Raw genomic sequence first — 19,592 nt, 5'->3', positions numbered from 1 at the left:
AGGATATTAGGATAGTCACATGAATTTGTTAAGAAACGTCAGCATCGGGGTCCGTCTGGGACTGGGCTTTGCCGTCATTTTGCTGTTTTCCATGGTCATCACCGGCATCAGCGTCTGGCGTCTGGATGATGTGGCCAGCGCCACGCGCACCATGATGGAAGAGCCGCTGGCCAAGGAACGTTATATTTCCGACTGGTATACGCGCATCGACAGCGCCGTGCGGCGCACGATCGCCATCGCCCGCAGCAGCGACACCTCGCTGAGCGGCTATTTCGCCGAAGAGTCGAAAGTGTCGAGCGCAAGCTCGGCTGACCTGCAAAAGAAGATCGCGGCGTTGCTCAAGGACCCGCAAGAACAGGCCATGTTCGCCAGTTTGCTGGAATTGCGCGAAGTGTATGTCGGCTCGCGCGACCAGGTCTACAAGCTCAAGGGCGAGTCCCAGTCCGAGGCCGCCAACGACGTGTTTGAAAAAACCTTCGTGCCCGCCGCGGCCAAGTACCAGAAGATGGTTTACGGCTTGCTGGAGCACCAGCGCGCCACCATCGACGCCACCGCGCGCCAGATTGATGACATCGCCAGCACCAGCCGCAACCTGCTGTTATTGCTGTCGACGCTGGCGCTGGCTTTCGGCGTCGTCTGCGCCTGGCTGTTGACGATGGGCATCGTGCGTCCGCTGCGCACGGCCGTGGACATCGCCCGCAAGGTGGCCGATGGCGACTTGACGGCGCAGATCGACGCCAGCGCCAAGGATGAAACGGGGCAACTGTTGCAGGCGCTGAAGGACATGAACACCAGCCTGCTCAACATCGTGGGCGAAGTGCGCAGCGGCACGGACAGCATCGCGACATCCTCGACGCAGATTGCCGCCGGTAACCAGGACCTGTCTTCCCGCACGGAAGAGCAGGCCGGTTCGCTGGAAGAAACCGCGTCTTCGATGGAAGAGCTGACTTCCACCGTGAAACAGAATGCGGACAATGCGCGCCAGGCGAATCAATTGGCGGCGTCGGCGGCGCAAGTGGCCGTCAAGGGCGGCGAAGTGGTGGCGCAAGTGGTGGGCACCATGCAATCGATCAATGCCTCGTCGAACAAGATCGTCGACATCATTTCCGTCATCGATGGCATCGCCTTCCAGACCAACATTTTGGCCCTGAATGCGGCCGTGGAAGCGGCGCGCGCGGGCGAGCAGGGCCGCGGCTTTGCCGTTGTGGCCTCGGAAGTGCGCAACCTGGCGCAGCGTTCGGCTTCGGCGGCGAAAGAGATCAAGACCCTGATCGGTGCCTCCGTGGAGCAAGTCAACGCGGGCAGCATGCTGGTGGCGCAAGCCGGTTCGACCATGAACGACATCGTCGACAGCGTGCAGCGCGTGAGCGACATCATCACGGAAATCACGGCGGCGAGCAGCGAGCAAAGCGTGGGCATCGACGAGATCAACCGTGCCATCGGCCAGATGGATGCCGTGACGCAACAAAATGCGGCGCTGGTGGAAGAATCGGCTGCCGCCGCTGAATCCATGCAGCATCAGGCGCACAACCTGGCGCAAGTCGTCAGCGTGTTCAAGCTCAATGGCCAGCAGGCCAAGCAGAGTGGCGCGAGCACGCTGAAGCGCCCGGCAGCGCCGCAAACCGCCTTGCGCCTCGGCGCACGCTGAATGCCGCTGCGGCTGCCCCGTGCAGCCGCAGCCTTCAGCTCCCTTTTATATAGTCTGGTTCCGATTTTTTAGGATATTCACATGAATTTGTTAAGAAACGTCAGTATTGGTATGCGTCTCGGCCTGGGTTTTGCCGTTATTTTGCTGTTTTCCCTGGTCATTACCGGCATCAGCGTCTGGCGTTTGCACGACGTGGCCACCGCCACGCGCACCATGATGGAGCAGCCGCTGGCGAAGGAACGCTATATTTCCGACTGGTACAGCAAGATCGACAGCGGCATCCGCCGCACCACGGCCATCGTGCGCAGCGCCGACACCTCGCTGGGACCGTATTTTGCGGAAGAAGCGAAACAGTCGTCCGTCGTCTCGGGCGAGTTGCAAAAGAAGATCGAAGCGCTGATCTCTGGCCCGCAAGAAACGGAACTGTTCCGCCAGGTCAGCGAAATGCGCAAGGTATATCTGGATGCCCGTGAGCAAGTATCGAAGCTGAAGGCGGCCGGCCAGACGGAAGAAGCGGAAAAGGCCTTCCAGGCCGTGTTCGTGCCCGGTTCGACGAAATACCAGAAAGTCATCATGAATATGCTGGAACACCAGCGCGCCAGCATCGACGCCACCGCGCGCGAGATCGATGCCGTGGCCAAGACCAGCCGTAACCTGTTGCTGGCGCTGGCCGCGCTGGCGCTGGCTTTCGGCGTCGTCTGCGCCTGGGTCTTGACGATGGGAATTGTGCGCCCCCTGCGCACGGCCGTGGACATCGCCCGCAAGGTGGCCGATGGCGACTTGACGGCGCAGATCGACGCCAGTGCCAAGGATGAAACGGGGCAACTGTTGCAGGCGCTGAAAGACATGAACACCAGCCTGCTCAATATCGTGGGCGAAGTGCGCAGCGGCACGGACAGCATCGCGACGTCCTCGACGCAGATTGCCGCCGGCAACCAGGACTTGTCTTCCCGTACCGAAGAGCAGGCCGGTTCCTTGGAAGAAACCGCGTCTTCGATGGAAGAGCTGACGTCGACCGTGAAACAGAATGCGGACAATGCGCGCCAGGCGAATCAATTGGCGGCGTCGGCGGCGCAAGTGGCCGTCAAGGGCGGTGAAGTGGTGGCGCAAGTGGTGGGCACGATGCAATCGATCAATGCCTCGTCGAACAAGATTGTCGACATCATTTCCGTCATCGACGGCATCGCCTTCCAGACGAATATTCTGGCCCTGAATGCGGCCGTGGAAGCGGCGCGCGCGGGCGAGCAGGGCCGCGGCTTTGCCGTTGTGGCCTCGGAAGTGCGCAACCTGGCGCAGCGTTCGGCTTCGGCGGCGAAAGAGATCAAGACCCTGATCGGTGCCTCCGTGGAGCAAGTCAACGCGGGCAGCATGCTGGTGGCGCAAGCCGGTTCGACCATGAACGACATCGTCGACAGCGTGCAGCGCGTGAGCGACATCATCACGGAAATCACGGCGGCGAGCAGCGAGCAAAGCGTGGGCATCGACGAGATCAACCGTGCCATCGGCCAGATGGATGCCGTGACGCAACAAAATGCGGCCCTGGTGGAAGAGTCGGCGGCCGCCGCCGAATCCATGCAGCATCAGGCGCACAACCTGGCGCAAGTGGTCAGCGTGTTCAAATTGAATGGCCAGCAGGCCAGTGTCAGCGGTTTGAAGGGGATGAAACGCCCGGCGGCCAAAACACCGCAAGATGCCTTGCGGATCGGCCGCGCCGCTTAATCTTTCTCCACCCAGCCGGCGATCGCCAGCTGCGACAGCCGGTCCGCCTCGCCATTGCGGTGGCGCGGCAGCCAGCACAAGCTTACATCAGTGAATTGTTCCAGCAGGGCCACTACGGTGGCCCTGTGCATTTCCAGTCCCTTGGCGCCCACGGGCGTCGTTCCCAGCACATCATTGATCACCACCTGGCTGTCACCGTACAGCAGCAGTTGCACGGGCGGCGGGCGCACGCTGAGTGCCGCCTGCAGCACGGCCGTCAGGGCCGCATATTCCGCGTCGCTGCTGCTGCCATGGCCGGCCGCCTGGCTCACTTCGATGCGCTCGCCATTCGGCCCCAGCAGCAGGGCGCCTATGCCCAGCTTGCCCGGGTTCGGATGGGCGGAACCGTCGAACCAGCCGCGCCAGGCCTGCGGGCCGCCATGGTCCTGGCGGCTGAGCGCTAGCTGCGCGCGGCGCGCCTGCATCCTTGCTTCCTTGCGTGCTTTGCGCGCTTCTGCTTCCGCCGTCACGGCTTGAGGAACCATGTGTCGATCAGGCTGCCTATCCAGCACGCCACCAGCACGCTCATGGCCAGCGTCATGGCAGGCCCGTCGTTGGCGGACAGCGCATCGACTTTTTCCACGATCAGCTGCACGTCGAGGGGCAGGGCGCCACTGTCGATCTGTGCCATAACCTGGTCCAAGCGTGCCATGATCTGGCGCAATACGATCGCCAGCGCGACCAGGGCCGGCACGAGGAACAGGCAGCCGCGCGCCTTGCGTTGCAAGACAAAATGCCCGCTGCCGGGAAAGACGAGGGCCGACAGCAGCAGGGCGAGATTACGTTTGGAAAGGGAGGAGCCGCTCATGCGTGCCTTTTGTAGGAGAAAGAGCGGCTCATCATACTATTGCCAGCCGAATTTGCGCAGATACACGCGTTTCATGAACGTCGTCAGCACGGTGTAGCAGACGAGGATGCCCAGCAGCCAGGGGAAATAGCCCAACGGCAAGGCTTGCAGCTTGAAGTAGGTCGCCAGGGGTCCCATCGGCAAGAACACGCCCACGGCCATGATGGCGGTGGTGGCCACCAGCAGGGGCACGGACGCGATGCTGTCGATGAAGGGCAGCTTGGGCGTGCGGATCAGGTGCACGATCAGGGTTTGCGTCAGCAAGCCCACGACGAACCAGCCGGACTGGAACAGGGTCTGCTGTTCTGGCGTATTCGCGCCAAACACATGCCACATCAAGATAAAGGTGCTGATGTCGAAGATTGAGCTGATGGGGCCGAAAAACACCATGAAGCGGCCGATGTCGCGCGGGTTCCAGCTCAGGGGCTTCTGGATCAGTTCGGCGTCGACATTGTCGAACGGGATGGCGATCTGCGACACGTCGTACAGCAGGTTTTGCACCAGCAAGTGCAGCGGCAGCATCGGCAAAAACGGCAGAAAGGCACTGGCCACCAGCACGGAAAACACATTGCCGAAGTTCGAGCTGGCCGTCATGCGGATGTATTTGAGCATGTTGCTGAAGGTGCGCCGGCCTTCCAGCACGCCTTCTTCCAGCACCATCAGGCTCTTTTCCAGCAAGATGATGTCGGCCGCTTCCTTGGCGATATCGACGGCCGAATCGACGGAAATGCCGATGTCGGCTGCGCGCAGGGCGGGCGCGTCGTTGATGCCGTCGCCCATGAAGCCGACGATATGGCCATTGCCGCGCAGGGCGCGCACCAGGCGCTCCTTGTGCAGCGGGCTGAGCTTGGCAAACACGGTATTCTCTTCAGCTGCCCTGGCCAGGGTAGCGTCGTCCATCTCGTCCAGTTGAGGGCCTTGCAGCACGCCATGCACGGCCAGGCCCACTTCGCGGCAAATCTTCGCCGTCACCAGGTGGTTGTCACCCGTCAATACTTTCACTGTGACGCCGTGTTCCGCCAGCGCGCGCAGGGCGGGTGCCGTCGATTCCTTCGGCGGATCGAGGAAGGCCACATAGCCGATCAGGGTCAGCGCCGTTTCATCGGCCACGCCGTACACGGTTTTATGCGGTGGCACTTCCTTGACGGCCACTGCCACCACGCGTAAACCTTCCGCGTTCAGGCCATGCGTAGTTTCCAGTACTTTCGCCAGCAGGGCGGCGTCGAGCGGCACGTCGACGCCATTGAGGCGCAGATGGCTGCAGGTGGCGAGAATTTCCTCGACGGCGCCCTTGCAGATCAGCTCATGGTGGTCATTCTTTTCGGAAACAACGACGGACATGCGGCGGCGCACGAAATCGAAGGGGATTTCATCGACTTTCACGTAATCGCGCGCCAGTTGCATTTCCGTTTGCAGTTCCACATGGTCGAGCACGGCGCGGTCCAGCAGGTTTTTCAGGCCCGTCTGATAGTGGCTGTTCAGGTAGGCAAATTGCAGCACTTCATCTGATTGCTGGCCGAACACGTCCGTATGGCGCTCGAGCACGATCTTGTCCTGCGTCAAGGTGCCTGTCTTGTCCGTGCACAGCACATCCATGGCGCCGAAGTTCTGGATGGCATCCAGGCGTTTCACGACGACTTTCTTTTTCGACAGTTTTACGGCGCCCTTGGCCAGGGTGCTGGTGACGATCATGGGCAGCATTTCCGGCGTCAGGCCCACGGCCACGGAAAGGGCAAACAGGAATGCTTCCATCCAGTCGCCCTTGGTCCAGCCGTTGATCAGGAACACCAGCGGCGCCATCACGAGGGCAAAGCGGATCAGCAGCCAGCTGACGCTGTTCACGCCCGCCTCGAACGCCGTCGGCGTGCGCTCGGTGGCCGTCACGCGCGTGGCGATGGTGCCGAAATAGGTGCGGTTGCCCGTTGCCAAGACCAGCGCCGTGGCCGCGCCCGAGATCACATTCGTGCCCATGAACAGCAGATTGGCCAGCTCCATCGGGTCTTTGCCATGGCCATCGGCCAGTTCCGCCATCTTTTCCACGGGCAAGGATTCGCCCGTCATGGCGGCCTGGCTGACGAACAGGTCTTTCGCGGACAGCAAACGGCAGTCGGCGGGGATCATGTCGCCGGCCGACAGCACGATGATGTCGCCCTGCACCAGTTGGCGGATGGGCAGCTCGATCTGCTGGCCATTGCGCAGCACGGTGGCTGTATTGCTGACCATGGCTTTCAGGCGCTCGGCGGCGCGGTTCGAGCGGCCTTCCTGCACGAAGCGCAGCAGGGTCGACAAAATCACCATGGTGCCGATGACGATGGTGGCCTTCGGGTCTTCCGTCAGGTAGGAAACAATCGCCAGCACGGTGAGCAGCAGGTTGAACGGATTCTTGTAGCACAGCCACAGGTGCTGGTACCAGGCCAGCGGCTTTTCATGCTCGACTTCATTCGGACCCGTTTGTGCGCCGATGACTTGCGCCTCGGCATCGCGCAAGCCTTCCAGGCGCGTATGCAGGCGGTTCAGGGCGCTGTCCAGGTCTTCGTGGGCGGCCGCCAGCAGCTGGCGCGCCAGATGGTCGGGCACGGGGCGGGCCGTGCTGTTTTCCAGCGGCATGGCGCGGCGGCGGAAATGGCCGGCCGTATGGCGCTTGCGCAGGAACGATTCGAACAAACGGGTGAAGAGATTCATGCTCTTCCTTTCACGACGAGGTGTTGACGGGCGGCGCAGCCGCAGGCAAGACTTGCGTGCCGCCAAAACACAATAGTGCTGGCGGGCAATCCGGGTCAGTAGCCGGTCGCGATCGGAAAGAGGGGGGAGAGGCGCGCGGCCAGACTGGCCGCGAGAGACACCGCACCTTGCTCAGCAAGGCACGGAGGAAGGAAGTTCCGCGTTGCTTGCTGTTTAGCTGCCGAGGCAATCACCGATACAAGATCGGCTACTGTCACTAGAACAAGTACCCACGTGGGACTCCGTAAATGAATAATGGGGGCATCTTATGCACGTGCCGCAAGGATGTCAACTGAAGAAATCTTAGGTTTCCAAAGTGTAATGTGGGTGTGGACGAATACGAACGTCCGATGCCACGGCCATTGGCGTTGCTGTGACAATGTGTGATTCTTTCTGCTTGGCAATCCGTTATGCTCGGGTACGCTGATGAGCTGGAAATAGCCATGGTGAACACTATGCAGATACAGAAAAAAAATGTCTATGGAATTGATCGTTGGGGCAGTAATAGCCGGACTTGTTGTCATGTTCTTTGTCGGCAAGCACTTTTCAAAAAAACTGCCCAAAGAAACACATTTCGAATGTGCCCGTTGCGGCACGGTTGCACGCCATACCGATCGAACCATCGACGCTTGGCGTAACAACAAAACCACATTCTTCTGCCAGTCCTGTCATATTAAATGGGTACATGCCAGGGCGCCACGAGAGCGTGCGCGCAGCACTTCTCCTGCAGGGTCCAGAACCGGATCCAAATCAGGATGCCTTGGCGTTGTTGTGCTGTTTGCCGTCGTTCCGCTGGCTGGCTTTCTACTGGTGCACGCGTATGCTTGACCCATTTTTGGCGTGGTGTGCCTTGCCAAAAACCTCTCTTCCTTTCCAGCTTCTACGATTTTGCTGCTCAGTATGTCTGGAAACCGGAGGATGACTGTTTTACGGCGAGCACTATTGGCCGCGACGGGCGGCTTTCGGCCTATTGTGTTGAAAAAGTTGAGCGGCAACAATTTCGGGAGGTCCCATACTTCCAAGCAGCCAGTGATCATTCACTAGCGACGGTACTGGCCAGTCTGGGCTGGCAGGATATCTATCTAAGGGTCTGCGTACCTGAGTTTTTCAACACCATAGGGCGTGACCTGCCAACGACGGTAAGCGGCCAGGAGCGGCCGGTCGTGCAAACATGCGAGTTGCAGCGCATTAAAGTCATTCATCAGCTGAGTAGGGTTAGCAATGCAAGAGGAATCAAAAGAAGAAGTTCGCCGGATCTTGCAGGGAGCCTTTGGCAGCCTAAATCTCCATAGTGAGCTTCCATCAAGGGAGTTTTATGCGAGACTAAGCGTTGTTGGGCGTCCTGACGTATGGATACTGATCTACGGTGACTACATGGATTTCTCTTATACGGAAAATTCTTCACCAGTCTCACTCATCACCGAAGTTTTTGCGGCACTTCAGCCTGCACAGATCATCGATTGGTCGCCCGGCCGGCTGGCATGTGTTCAGTACAAGTCAGCTGACGCTAACATGCTATTTCAAGCGATCGATGCATTACTAAAGAAACTTTATGGACTTACCGACTACAAACTCGCTGGCTCCCTAGAAACGTTTGGATGCGCGTAAGTTTGTGGGAAGGATCCATTATTGGATGGTAACAATCGACCAGAAGCAGACCTATTCACGCTTTCGCATATACTGCACTGAACGAAGTGCCCCGGGAGAAGATGATGACTGAGCATAATGCACGACGACTTGCCTTCGCGGGAGCGTCGTTGATCGCAAGTTTGATTTTGTTATGTGCGATGTTGAACTTCACTTTTCCGGGGGAGAGCATCTATAGAAATGGCTTTTGGGTCTGCTTAGGCCTACTTTTTCTTTACGTGCGAGCCGTGCCGAAAAAAATTTGGGTTCCCGATTGATTGGTTCGACTCAACCGCTCTTGCGCTCCCGGCGGCGACAGCATACGGCCAAAAGCGGACTTTGCCATTCAACGCTAACCGCTGCGGCCAATAGAAAATCCACTTATGATGCTTCGTTAAAAATGAAACGACCAACGCTCTTGGGTCTTGCACTCGTGTTTTCCACGTTTCTTTACGGCTGCACCGATGATTACTCCTTGCTAGACAGCAGGGTGGGCATGCACGGTGAACCCCCGCCGGCGTTGCGTTTAGTATATGAACGTCACTTTGCGGTTGCGAATGCCAACTACCTGAAGGCGCTTGGCGAGATTCATTCTTTTCTTTTGGATGCGCGCCTAGCGCCGACTTTCAGAACCCCTTGCTTCACGGACGTTGTGGACATCCACGTATGGGCAGACAAAAATCGAAGTGCTGACGCATTTCCGTGCGTGGCCCTGCAAGCAACCGTAGGAGAGGGAAGCGATGTTGCAGAAACGTACATCCGAACACGCATCGATGGCGTAAAGTTCAATTGGGATCAAAACGTTTGGCAAGTGTCACTTACAGTGCAGTTCTATGGCCGTGACCCTCTCGTTTCCCGCTTCATCGCCGTTACTCAGCCCCAGTTGAAGGCAATGGACTTGCAAAAGACAGTACAGTAATGGCGTGACTAGTCTTGGCGACCGTACGTTATCGATCTTGGCTAGGCATTGATTGTCAGTTGTTGCCTTAGGACGTCCGCTTTGGGGCGGAACCTGGCAACGACGGCAACCGGCCAGAAGCCGCCTTTCATGGGGCAGTAAGCAGTGCCTTCGGAATCGATCCCTCTCCCGATGCCGGAAATTATCGAGCCTGTGAAACCCTCTGACCGTATACGCAGTTGACCTGTATTAGCTCAGACCAAATTTGTCACAAACCGTCAGGAAAAACTCAAATGAAACGCCACCGCATTCTTTCCTTCGACTTCGACTCACGGGTATACGGATTGGAGCCGCAGCAGGAGCAGTGGGACGAGGCGACAAAAGCTCAGCACGAGATGAACCGGCAGACGACCATCAACGGCCTAGCAAGGCAGTACGGCGAACGAAATATTGAGCAAAAGGTGGAGAATTTTGCCGCCCTTAAGGCTAAGCCGATTTCGGTAGCGGCCTTCCATAACAAGTTTCTTGAGCAGATAAGAAACGCCTACGTCGTCGGCAGTTACTATCCTGCACTAACCGGCGCATGCGCATTGGGGGAGCGTTTATTGAACCACATGATTCTGCTGCTTCGAGACTATCATAAAGGAACACCGGAGTACAAAAAAGTGTACCGCAAAGAGTCTTTTGACTACTGGCCGTTGGCCATAGATACGTTAGAGGCTTGGGGGGAATTGCTGCCTGAAGTGGTCGAAAAATTTCGATCCTTAAACGAAAAGCGGAATCGGGCGATACATTTTAATCCAGAGACCGATACAAACGACAAAGAGCTGGCACTTGATGCGGTACATACTATCCAAGAAATTGTCGGAAACCAGTTCTCCGCGTTTGGGCCTCAGCCCTGGTTTTTTTGTGTGCCTGGCGAAATTTACATTAAAAAGGGGTGGGAAGACAAGCCGCTAATTAAACACATTTTTCTTCCTAATGGAGTGAACGTAGGTCCCATGCACAGAGTCGATGCCATCTTCCCTCAAATCGTTATCAGTGATCTAGGTCCGTACGAGGAGCGCGAGATAGCAGACGAAGAGTTCATTGCACTCAGAGAAGGAAGACGCATGCCTGGCTAGAAAATTCCCTCACCGTCGAACGCAAGAGCTCGGCCAGCAGAGTCCGTTCTCGCACGCCAGTTAGGTCCGCTTTGGGGCGAAAGCGGAACTTCGCATGCGAAAAATCGGGCAGCAAGTCGTACCACATTTGAATATGGCAAACCGGTGCTTTTGAAGAGTCGATAGCGGCTTGTATCAGACATGTTTGCCGGTTCACAGTCTGGCTGTAAGCGATACCACATCAGGCCGATTGCGCCGCCATCGCCAGCGAATCGGAGAGGATTTGCCACAATGCCGCGTGTCGCTGCTGCAGCGCGGCGCCGCCTGCGTAGATCAGCTCCACATGCAGGCTGTCGACGATGCCCAGGTAGGCTTGCGCATACAGGTCGATGCGCGCGGCCGGCAACGCTGGCGCCAGGCGACCGAGGCTGGCCACGTAGTGCCGCTGCAACTGCGCCAGCAAGGCTTCATAGCCCGTGCCAACTTCGATGCGCAGGGTGGCGGGCGGCAGATACGCCGTGCGCAGCAGGAAGCGCAAATGGGCCGAGTCCGCATAGCGCTGCGCCATGCGGTCGCAATACAGGGCGCCGGCCAGCTGGCCGCCCGGTGCCGCCAGCGCCGCCTCGTCGGCGAAGCAGGCGTCCATGAAGGCTTGCTCTTCGGCCAGCGCGTCGGCAAACACGTCGAGAAACAGGGCATCCTTGCCGGCGAAGTGGGAATACAGCGAGGCCTTGCGCATGCCCGCGTGCTCGGCGATGTCGCTGAGGGACGAGGCATCGTAGCCGTGTTCGGAAAAGTGCACGACGGCGACGGCACAGATGTTATCGGCCGAGGCCGAGCGTTTCTTCATATGAGGGTAGTGGTTGGGTCAGGCGTCAGTGCGCCCCCGGGCTGATGGCGTGTGCCGGATGGACGCGCGCAGTGGCCAGGGTCAGCCATGATACCAGCAGGCCGGCCACCGTCAAGAACAGCAGCCAGGGCAGCGGCCCCCATTCGGACAGGCTGGCCGCCAGCGGTGTGGCCAGCGACGACAAGGTCATCTGTATGGCACCCAGCAATGCCGCCGTGGAACCGAGCGCACGCTGTTGCGAACCCATGGCCATGGCCATGATCGCCGCTTCCGCGATGCCCAGGCCAAACAGGGACACGAACATGCCGGGCACGACGGCGGCGATGCCGAAGCCCGCCCAGGCGCCCAGCAGGGCCAGCACGGCGCCGCCCAGCATGGCGGCGCTGCCCGCCAGGCAGAGGCGCGCCACGCCGTGCCTTGCCACCAGGCGGCCGCTGGCCATCGCGCCCAGCAGCACGGCCACGCCCGTGGCGCCGAACACCAGGCCGAAATTGCCGGCGGACAAGCCGAAATCGCGTTGGTAGACCAGTGACGCACCGCCGATATAGGCAAACAGGAAAAAGAAAGTGGCGGACAGGGCCAGCGCGGGCAGCAGGAAGGCGCGGTCCAGCGCGATGCGCGCATACGTGCGGTGCAGGCCGCGCGGCGAGACCCGCTTGGCGATGGGTAAAGTTTCCGGTAGGAACAGCGCGCTATTGAGCAGGGTCAAGGCGCCCAGCGCGGCCAGGGCCAGCATCACGGCGCGCCAGCCGTAATGGGCATCGAGCAAGCCGCCCACGGCGGGCGCCAGCACGGGCGCCAGGCCCACGATGGTCATCAACAGGGCGAACAGCTGCGCCGCTTTGACGCCATCGGCCACGTCGCGCACCATGCTCATCACCACGACCAGGGTCAGCGCCGCGCCCAGGCCTTGCAGCGTGCGCGCCAGCAGCAGGGTGGTCAATTGCTCCGCCTGCGACGCCCAGACGGCCGCGACGATGTAGACGGCGATGCCGGCCAGCAGCGGACGGCGCCGGCCCAGCATGTCCGTCAGCGGCCCAAACAGCAGCTGCCCAGCGCCCAGGGCCAGCAGGAAGACGGTCAGGCTCAGCTGTACATTCGCATACGAGGTGTGCAGTTCGCGCGCCATGGCGGGCATCGAGGCCAGATACATGTCGATGCCTGCCGGACCGAGCACGGCCACCAGGGCCAGGGAAGCCGCCAGCCCAAGACTGGCGGCGGGGAGAGTGGTTTGCTGCCGCATTGCGCTTCCTTCATGTGTCAAAAAACACGGCATGGACATTGCCGTCTTTTTTATTGTACACTGGCTACCTACCGATAGGTAGTTAGTTCAATCAATGAAAAGGATGAGAGCGATGAAAGAAGCAACAATGACGGGAGAGTTGACATGACGGAAGTGGGAATCTCGCTCAGCGGCGTGGCCGTCGCGCTGCTGTTTGCCGCCTGGAGCTCGCACCGCAGCCGCTGCGAGCGGCGCGACGTCATGTTGCTGACGATGCTGGGCACCGTGCTGGGGCTGCCGGGCGCCGTCTTGCTGGCGTTGCCGGTTGCGTAGGTCGGATTAGCGGTGTAGCCGCGTAATCCGACAACATTGTTGGCGAGGCCAGTGGTGGCGTCGGATTACGCGCTTGCGCGCTAATCCGACCTACGATAAAAAAAGGCAGGCCGCGTGGCCTGCCTTCTTGTCGTCGCTACGCCCGCTGAAGCGGGAGCCCGGCGCTTACTCTTGCTTACTCTTCCTCGTACGAGCTGATCGGGGCGCAGCCGCAGAACAGGTTGCGGTCGCCGTACACGTTGTCGGCGCGGCCGACCGGTGGCCAGTATTTGCGCTGACGCAAGGAAGCGACGGGGTAGGCCGCGATTTCACGGCTGTACTTGCGTTCCCAGTTGTCCGACATCAATACCTGTGCCGTGTGCGGCGCATGCTTCAACGGGTTGTCGTCGTGGTCGAATTCGCCGCTGGCGACCTTGGCGATTTCACCGCGGATGGCGATCATGGCGTCGATGAAACGGTCGATTTCCACTTTCGATTCGCTTTCCGTCGGTTCGATCATCAGGGTGCCCGGCACGGGGAAGCTCATGGTCGGCGCATGGAAACCGAAGTCCATCAAACGCTTGGCCACGTCTTCGTTGCTGATGCCGGTGGCGTCCGTGATCGGGCGCAGGTCCAGGATGCACTCGTGCGCAACCAAGCCGTCGTGGCCCGAGTACAGCACGGGGTAGTGCGGCGCCAGGCGGCGCGCGATGTAGTTCGCTGCCAGGATCGCCGTCTCGGTCGCTGCCGTCAAGCCTTCCGCGCCCATCATGGCGATGTACATCCACGAAATCGGCAGGATGCTGGCCGAGCCGAACGGCGCGGCGCTGACGGCGCCAATGCCGGCAGCATCGCGCTGGTAACCCGATGAACGCTGGTTCGGCAGGAATTTCGCCAGATGCGCACCGACGCCGATCGGGCCGACGCCTGGTCCGCCACCGCCGTGCGGGATGCAGAAGGTCTTGTGCAGGTTCAGGTGCGAGACGTCGCCGCCGAACGAGCCGGGAGCGGCCACGCCGACCAGCGCGTTCATGTTGGCGCCGTCGATGTAGACCTGGCCGCCGTGCGAGTGGACGATTTCGCACAGTTCCTGGATGCCTTCTTCAAACACGCCGTGGGTGGACGGGTAGGTGACCATCACGCACGCCAGGTTGGCGCTGTGCTTTTCCGCTTTCGCCTTCAGGTCGGCCAGGTCCACGTTGCCGTTGGCGTCGCAGCTGGTGACGACCACCTGCATGCCGACCATGTTGGCCGATGCGGGGTTGGTGCCGTGCGCCGACGATGGAATCAGACAGATGTTGCGGTGGCCTTCGCCGCGCGATTCGTGGTACGCCTTGATCACCAGCAGACCCGCGTATTCGCCCTGCGAGCCGGCGTTCGGCTGCAGCGAGACGGCAGCGTAGCCCGTCAATGCGCACAGCATCTCTTCCAGCTGCGCGATCATTTCGCGGTAGCCCACCGTTTGCGCGTCTGGCGCGAACGGGTGGATGTTCGAGAATTCTGGCCATGTGACGGGAATCATTTCGCTCGTCGCGTTCAGCTTCATGGTGCACGAGCCGAGCGGGATCATGGTGCGGTCCAGCGCCAGGTCCTTGTCGGCCAGGCTGCGCAGGTAGCGCAGCATTTCGTGTTCCGAGTGGTAGCTGTTGAAGACGGGGTGCGTCAGGTAGACGCTCTCGCGTGCCAGGCTGGCCGGCAGCGCGCTGGTGACATTCGCTTCGACGGCGTCCAGGTCCGGCGCGGCAGGCGCGTTGGCCAGGCCGTGCGCGAACACCTTCCACAGCAGCGCGATATCGTCGCGCGTGGTGGTTTCGTCGAGCGACACGCCGACGTGGGTGGCGTCGATCTTGCGCAGGTTGACGCCGTGATGCATGGCCGTCGCGTGCAGTTGCGCCGCATCGGCGACGTTGATCGTCAGGGTGTCGAAGTAGCTCGCGTTGACGACACCATAGCCGAGGGTTTTCAGGTTGGCGGCCAGCACGCCCGTGAAACGGTGCACGCGCTGGGCGATCTGCAGCAGGCCGGCAGGGCCGTGGTAGACGGCGTACATCGAGGCCATCACGGCCAGCAGCACTTGCGCCGTGCAGATGTTCGAGGTCGCTTTTTCGCGGCGGATATGCTGTTCGCGCGTTTGCAGGGCCAAACGGTACGCTTTGTTGCCTTGCGCATCGACGGTCACGCCCACCAGGCGGCCCGACATATTGCGCTTGAATTCATCGCGCGTGGACAGGTAGCCCGCGTGCGGGCCGCCGAAACCGAGCGGCACGCCGAAGCGCTGGCTGTTGCCGACGACGACGTCGGCGCCCCATTCGCCAGGCGGCGTGAGCATGGTCAGGGCCAGCAGGTCGGCCGCGACGATGACCATGGCGCCATTCGCGTGCAGTTTTTCCACGCCGGCGCGGTAGTCGCGCACGACGCCGTTCACGCCAGGGTATTGCAGCAGCACGCCGAAGCAGGCGTCCAGCGACTCGATTTCGGCCGGATCAAACGTGCGCACCTCGATGCCGATCGGCTGGGCGCGCGTCTGTACCACTTCCAGCGTTTGCGGCAGCACGTCATTGGCGACGTACAGCACGTTCGATTTCGATTTGCCCACGCGCTGGATCAGGGTCATCGCTTCGGCGGCGGCCGTGCCTTCGTCCAGCATCGAGGCGTTCGAGATGCCCATGCCGGTGAGGTCCGTAATCACTTGCTGGAAGTTCAAAATCGCTTCCAGGCGGCCTTGCGAAATCTCCGGCTGGTAAGGCGTGTAGGCCGTGTACCAGGCCGGGTTTTCAAAGATGTTGCGCAGCACGACGCCAGGCGTAAACGTGTTGTAATAGCCCTGGCCGATCAGCGATTTGAGCACCTGGTTCTTGCCGGCGATGGCTTTCAGGCGCGACAGCGCTTCCTGTTCCGGCATCGGCTGCGAGTAGGCTCCCAATGGCAGGGCGCCCTTGTTGCGGATATTGGCCGGTACCAGGGCATCGATCAGCGCGGCGCGCGATGGATAGCCGAGGGTCGCCAGCATGGCTTGCTGTTCGGTGGCGGAAGGGCCGATGTGGCGGGCGATGAAGGCATCGCGTGCTTCGAGTTGGGTCAGGCTGGTGCGGGTCATGATATAGAGGCCAAAAAAGACTGAAAAACCGGGAGGCGGCGCGCGGGCGCTGCTGTCATTTATTGCAACCAAAGCAAACGGGCCGCAATGGCGGCCCGTGAGTCAGACGCGATTAGGCGCTGGTGGTGGCGCCATAGGCGGCGGCGTCGAGCAAGCCGTCCATGGCCGACACGTCGGCTGGCTTGATCTTGAACAGCCAGTTGGCGTAGGCGTCGGCGTTGATCGACTCAGGCGAGTTGACCACGTCGTCGTTGACGGCCACGACTTCACCGGCGATCGGCGCGTAGATGTCGCTCGCTGCCTTGACCGATTCCACCACGGCGGCGTCGTCGCCGGCGCCGTAGGTGTTGCCCACGCTTGGCAGTTCGACAAAGACGATGTCGCCCAGGGCGTCCTGCGCGTACTCGGTGATGCCGACGGTGACGGTGCCGTCGCCTTCAAGGCGTACCCATTCGTGGGAGGCGGTGTACTTCAGGTCTGCAGGAATGTTCATGTGTGGCTCCAGATGGTAAGTGTTCGTTATTGATTATGTTTATTCGGTCTTGCGGGCGGTGGCTCTCTATCGCTAATCGCTTACGCAACCAGGATTTTACCGTTACGCACGAAAGGCAGCTTGACGACGGAGGCGGCCAGTTGCTTGCCGCGGATTTCCACGTGCACGCTGTCGCCTACAGCCACGCCGTTGGGTACGCGCGCCAGGGCGATCGCTTCCTGCATGGTGGGGCTGAAGGTGCCGCTGGTGATTTCGCCCGTGGCGTCATTGCCGGCGATGATGACTTTTTGATGGGCGCGCAGCACGCCGCCTTTTTCGCGCAGGATCAGACCGACGAATTGCGCATTCTGGCCCTTGGCCAGCAGGGCGGCCTTGCCGATGAAGTCACGCTCGCTGACCAGGTCGATGGTCCACGCCAGGCCAGCGTCGAGCGGGTTGACGCTTTCGTCCATGTCCTGGCCGTACAAGTTCATGCCCGCTTCCAGGCGCAGGGTGTCGCGCGCACCGAGGCCGGCCGGCTTGACGCCGGCGGCGATCAGGGCGTTCCACAGCGCTTCCACCTGGGTCGCCGAAACGCCGACTTCAAAGCCGTCTTCGCCCGTGTAGCCGGTGCGCGCCAGCATGACTTCGCCGAACGCGGTGTCCTTGACGATGACGACGTTGAACGGCTTGATGGCTTCGGACGCGGCTTGCGTTTCCGGCAGCACTTGCCACACCTTGGCGCGCGCGTTCGGGCCTTGCACGGCCACCAGGGCCATCGGATCGTTGGCATTGCGGCGTTCGGTAATCGTCAGGCCGCTGTTGGTGGCGGTGTTTTGCTGCTGCATCCAGGCCACGTCTTTTTCCGCCGTGCCCGCGTTGACGACGAGGCGGAACCAGTTTTCGTTGAAGAAGTAGACGATCAGGTCATCGATGACGGTGCCTTCGGCATTCAACATGCACGAGTACAGCGCCTTGCCCGACACTTGCAGCTTGTCGACGTTATTGGCCAGCAAGCCGCGCAAAAAGGCGCGCACGTTGGGGCCTTCGATATCGACCACGCACATATGCGACACGTCGAACATGCCGGCATCGCCGCGCACGGCGTTGTGTTCTTCGATTTGCGAGCCGTAGTTGACGGGCATGTCCCAGCCGCCGAAATCGACCATGCGGGCGCCGAGGGCACGGTGGGCGTTGTTGAGTGGGGTCGCTTTGAGCGTCATGGATTCCTCGGGACGAAGGTAAAGGGGGAAGTTAACAGAACACAGAACAGCCAAAAACGGCTTTCCATCGTGATCACTGACCCCCCTGTCCTTTGTACCTGAGAGATTACGGGGGCTTGCCCCGTGCGCCCCTTCGGTGGGCCGCCGGCAATAGCCGCGGCCGCTCTCCAGAGTTGAGCTGTAGTGTCGCCAAAGCAACAGCTTCAGTCCGCCTGATCGGTCCTTTTGCCTGAGAGTTTTTGGGTAGTGCCCCTTCGGCGGCAACGCTGGGTTGCCCTCTCCCGATCAAGTGGAAGGAATATATGCCAGCGGGGTGTTTCTGTCAATCTGTAAAGACGTTGCCAAATTGCCGCAAAACCCCCGATTTGCGGGGCTGGGCAGGGGGCTGGTCCACTGCAAAAGGGCGCCCGGCCGCGCGCGAATGCGCTATGATGAAATTCTGGCTTTCTTGCGGGTGCCTGCCATGAACACTACACAAAGCGAGACGCAAAACAACACCGAGCAGCACGGTTACTTTACCCTCTCGGGCGACGTCAACAGTGACATGGTGCGGCGCGTCTTCAACGCCGTGGCCGACATCACGGAAGACAAGCTCACCACCGCGCACATCCTGATCCAGTCGAACGGCGGCTATGTCAGCGATGGCATTTGCCTGTACAACTTCCTCAGCAAGTTGCCGTTCGACATCATTACCTACAACGCAGGCGCCGTGGCGTCGATCGCCGTCACCTTGTTTCTGTCGGGGCGGCATCGCCATGCCAGCGACACGGCCCGCTTCATGGTGCACAAGTCGCATGCGACCGCCTCGCCCGGTTCGCGGCCCGATGCGCTCAGCATCATCGTCGAGGGCTTGCGCGCCGACGACATGCGTACCGAGCGCATCCTGCGCGGCCAGGTCAACCTGACGGAAGAGCAGTGGCAGGTGCATGCGTATTCCGACCTGCACCTGACGGCCGACCAGGCGCTGGAAGTGGGCATGGTCGAATCGATCCGCGACTTTGCGCCGCCCAGGGGCAAGCGCCTGACGAATATCTGACGCGCGCCCGGCGATGGCCGGCGGGAATTTTGTAATCGAATGTAATTCTTTGCTGCGGCACAGCAAAAGCCGCGCGGAACAGGGCCGAGTCGTGGCATAGTGCACGCTGATCATGAAATAAGCGCAGGCACGATGACTTGGTGGAATGGAATTTCTTTTGCGGCCGACATGTCCGTCATGGGGCCGGCTGGCGTGGCGATTGCCCTGTGGCTGCTCGTCTCGCGGCAGTGGCGCCTGGTGCTCAGCTGGAGCCTGTGGTACGGCGGTGGCCTGGCCCTCGTGGTGCTGTCGAAGCTGGCCTTCATGAGCTGGGGCGTGGGCAGCAGCGCGCTCGATTTTACCGGCTTCAGCGGCCACGCCATGCGCGCCGGCGCCGTGTTTCCTGTGCTGATGTATGTGCTGCTGCAGCGTGCCGAACCGCGCTGGCGCCATGCCGGCGTGCTCGTCGGCGTGGCGTTTGCCGTGCTGGTGGCCATTTCGCGCGTCGTCGTGCATGCGCACAGCGTGTCGGAATCGGTCAGCGGCTGCGTGCTGGGCCTGGCGCTGGCGCTGGGCTTCATGTGGAATGCCCGCGGCGCCGTGAATTTTGCCGTCAGCCATGCGCTGGCGCTGGCCAGCCTGGTGCTGATGGTGGCGCTGAGCTTCAAGGCCGAGCCCATGCCGACCGAGCAGTGGCTGCAAAAACTGGCCATGGTGCTGTCCGGCCATGATCGCGTTTTTTCCCGTGAAGACTGGAAACTGGCGCAAGATGGCCGCCCAGCCCCTTGAGCTCGTGCCGG

At 60.8% G+C, this 19,592-nt stretch carries 17 protein-coding genes and 2 riboswitches; of the genes, 9 read left to right on the top strand and 8 right to left on the bottom strand.

Features of this window, described 5'->3' with window-relative positions; genetic code table 11:
• Positions 1-19: 19 nt before the first annotated feature.
• Both K0F86_RS16855 and K0F86_RS16850 read left to right on the top strand, forming a co-directional pair.
• Positions 20-1,648 carry a methyl-accepting chemotaxis protein gene (locus tag K0F86_RS16855; RefSeq protein WP_219135482.1) on the top strand — a complete coding sequence of 543 codons (1,629 nt, stop codon included), beginning with the start codon at positions 20-22 and terminating at the stop codon, positions 1,646-1,648.
• Between the two features lie 81 nt (positions 1,649-1,729).
• A complete protein-coding gene (locus K0F86_RS16850; RefSeq protein WP_219135481.1) occupies positions 1,730-3,367 on the top strand; it encodes a methyl-accepting chemotaxis protein in 1,638 nt (545 codons plus the stop codon).
• Here the strand turns inward: K0F86_RS16850 and K0F86_RS16845 are convergent.
• From K0F86_RS16845 to mgtA, 3 genes are read right to left on the bottom strand one after another with little or no spacing between them, the layout of a single operon-like run.
• Complete coding sequence (locus tag K0F86_RS16845) at positions 3,364-3,891, bottom strand: ribonuclease HI family protein (RefSeq protein WP_219135480.1); 528 nt, start codon at positions 3,889-3,891, stop codon at positions 3,364-3,366. The genes K0F86_RS16850 and K0F86_RS16845 overlap by 4 nt on opposite strands.
• Positions 3,873-4,214 carry a DUF6677 family protein gene (locus K0F86_RS16840; RefSeq protein ID WP_219135479.1) on the bottom strand — a complete coding sequence of 114 codons (342 nt, stop codon included), beginning with the start codon at positions 4,212-4,214 and terminating at the stop codon, positions 3,873-3,875. Before K0F86_RS16840 ends, K0F86_RS16845 begins: the two co-directional genes overlap by 19 nt.
• Positions 4,215-4,250: 36 nt before the next feature.
• Complete coding sequence (mgtA, locus tag K0F86_RS16835; RefSeq protein WP_219135478.1) at positions 4,251-6,935, bottom strand: magnesium-translocating P-type ATPase; 2,685 nt, start codon at positions 6,933-6,935, stop codon at positions 4,251-4,253.
• A gap of 519 nt (positions 6,936-7,454) precedes the next feature.
• On the opposite strand from mgtA, the gene K0F86_RS16830 reads away from it, so the two are divergent.
• The 4 genes from K0F86_RS16830 to K0F86_RS16815 all read left to right on the top strand — a co-directional run bounded on the left by K0F86_RS16830 (position 7,455) and on the right by K0F86_RS16815 (position 10,622).
• On the top strand, positions 7,455-7,802 hold the full coding sequence (locus tag K0F86_RS16830; protein ID WP_219135477.1) for a hypothetical protein: 348 nt from the start codon (positions 7,455-7,457) through the stop codon (positions 7,800-7,802).
• A 393-nt stretch (positions 7,803-8,195) separates the two neighbouring features.
• Positions 8,196-8,582 (top strand): hypothetical protein, encoded by a 387-nt coding sequence (locus K0F86_RS16825; protein WP_219135476.1) that lies wholly within the window; start codon positions 8,196-8,198, stop codon positions 8,580-8,582.
• A 514-nt stretch (positions 8,583-9,096) separates the two neighbouring features.
• Positions 9,097-9,519: a hypothetical protein gene (locus K0F86_RS16820; protein WP_219135475.1), complete on the top strand. Its 423-nt coding sequence runs from the start codon at positions 9,097-9,099 to the stop codon at positions 9,517-9,519.
• 272 nt (positions 9,520-9,791) lie between these two features.
• Positions 9,792-10,622 (top strand): hypothetical protein, encoded by an 831-nt coding sequence (locus tag K0F86_RS16815; protein WP_219135474.1) that lies wholly within the window; start codon positions 9,792-9,794, stop codon positions 10,620-10,622.
• Positions 10,623-10,842: 220 nt separating this feature from the next.
• On the opposite strand, the gene K0F86_RS16810 is transcribed toward K0F86_RS16815, so the two are convergent.
• Positions 10,843-11,451 carry a TetR/AcrR family transcriptional regulator gene (locus K0F86_RS16810; RefSeq protein ID WP_219135473.1) on the bottom strand — a complete coding sequence of 203 codons (609 nt, stop codon included), beginning with the start codon at positions 11,449-11,451 and terminating at the stop codon, positions 10,843-10,845.
• 25 nt (positions 11,452-11,476) lie between these two features.
• Positions 11,477-12,694, bottom strand: a complete 1,218-nt coding sequence (locus tag K0F86_RS16805; RefSeq protein WP_219135472.1) for a Bcr/CflA family efflux MFS transporter — start codon at positions 12,692-12,694, stop codon at positions 11,477-11,479.
• Between the two features lie 144 nt (positions 12,695-12,838).
• Between K0F86_RS16805 and K0F86_RS16800 the strand changes: the two genes are divergently transcribed.
• Positions 12,839-13,006, top strand: coding sequence for a hypothetical protein (locus K0F86_RS16800; protein WP_219135471.1), 168 nt, complete (start codon positions 12,839-12,841; stop codon positions 13,004-13,006).
• Positions 13,007-13,181: 175 nt separating this feature from the next.
• Here the strand turns inward: K0F86_RS16800 and gcvP are convergent, their stop codons facing one another.
• The 3 genes from gcvP to gcvT all read right to left on the bottom strand — a co-directional run bounded on the left by gcvP (position 13,182) and on the right by gcvT (position 17,777).
• Complete coding sequence (gcvP, locus tag K0F86_RS16795) at positions 13,182-16,082, bottom strand: aminomethyl-transferring glycine dehydrogenase (protein WP_219135470.1); 2,901 nt, start codon at positions 16,080-16,082, stop codon at positions 13,182-13,184.
• Positions 16,083-16,194: 112 nt separating this feature from the next.
• Entirely contained in the window at positions 16,195-16,575 is a 381-nt protein-coding gene (gene gcvH, locus K0F86_RS16790) for a glycine cleavage system protein GcvH (protein ID WP_219135469.1), read from the bottom strand.
• 80 nt (positions 16,576-16,655) lie between these two features.
• On the bottom strand, positions 16,656-17,777 hold the full coding sequence (gene gcvT, locus K0F86_RS16785; RefSeq protein WP_219135468.1) for a glycine cleavage system aminomethyltransferase GcvT: 1,122 nt from the start codon (positions 17,775-17,777) through the stop codon (positions 16,656-16,658).
• 75 nt (positions 17,778-17,852) lie between these two features.
• Positions 17,853-17,958, bottom strand: a riboswitch (glycine riboswitch).
• A gap of 26 nt (positions 17,959-17,984) precedes the next feature.
• Positions 17,985-18,071: riboswitch (glycine riboswitch) on the bottom strand.
• A 169-nt stretch (positions 18,072-18,240) separates the two neighbouring features.
• On the opposite strand from gcvT, the gene K0F86_RS16780 reads away from it, so the two are divergent.
• Positions 18,241-18,813 (top strand): ATP-dependent Clp protease proteolytic subunit, encoded by a 573-nt coding sequence (locus K0F86_RS16780; protein ID WP_257572198.1) that lies wholly within the window; start codon positions 18,241-18,243, stop codon positions 18,811-18,813.
• A gap of 168 nt (positions 18,814-18,981) precedes the next feature.
• A complete protein-coding gene (locus K0F86_RS16775; protein WP_219135466.1) occupies positions 18,982-19,581 on the top strand; it encodes a phosphatase PAP2 family protein in 600 nt (199 codons plus the stop codon).
• The last annotated feature ends 11 nt before the right edge of the window (positions 19,582-19,592 follow it).

This window comes from Janthinobacterium sp. UMAB-60 (assembly GCF_900095235.1).
Taxonomy (GTDB): Bacteria; Pseudomonadota; Gammaproteobacteria; order Burkholderiales; family Burkholderiaceae_D; genus Janthinobacterium.
Note: the sequence above shows the minus strand (reverse complement) of the source record. Positions and strands in the feature narration are given on the sequence as shown.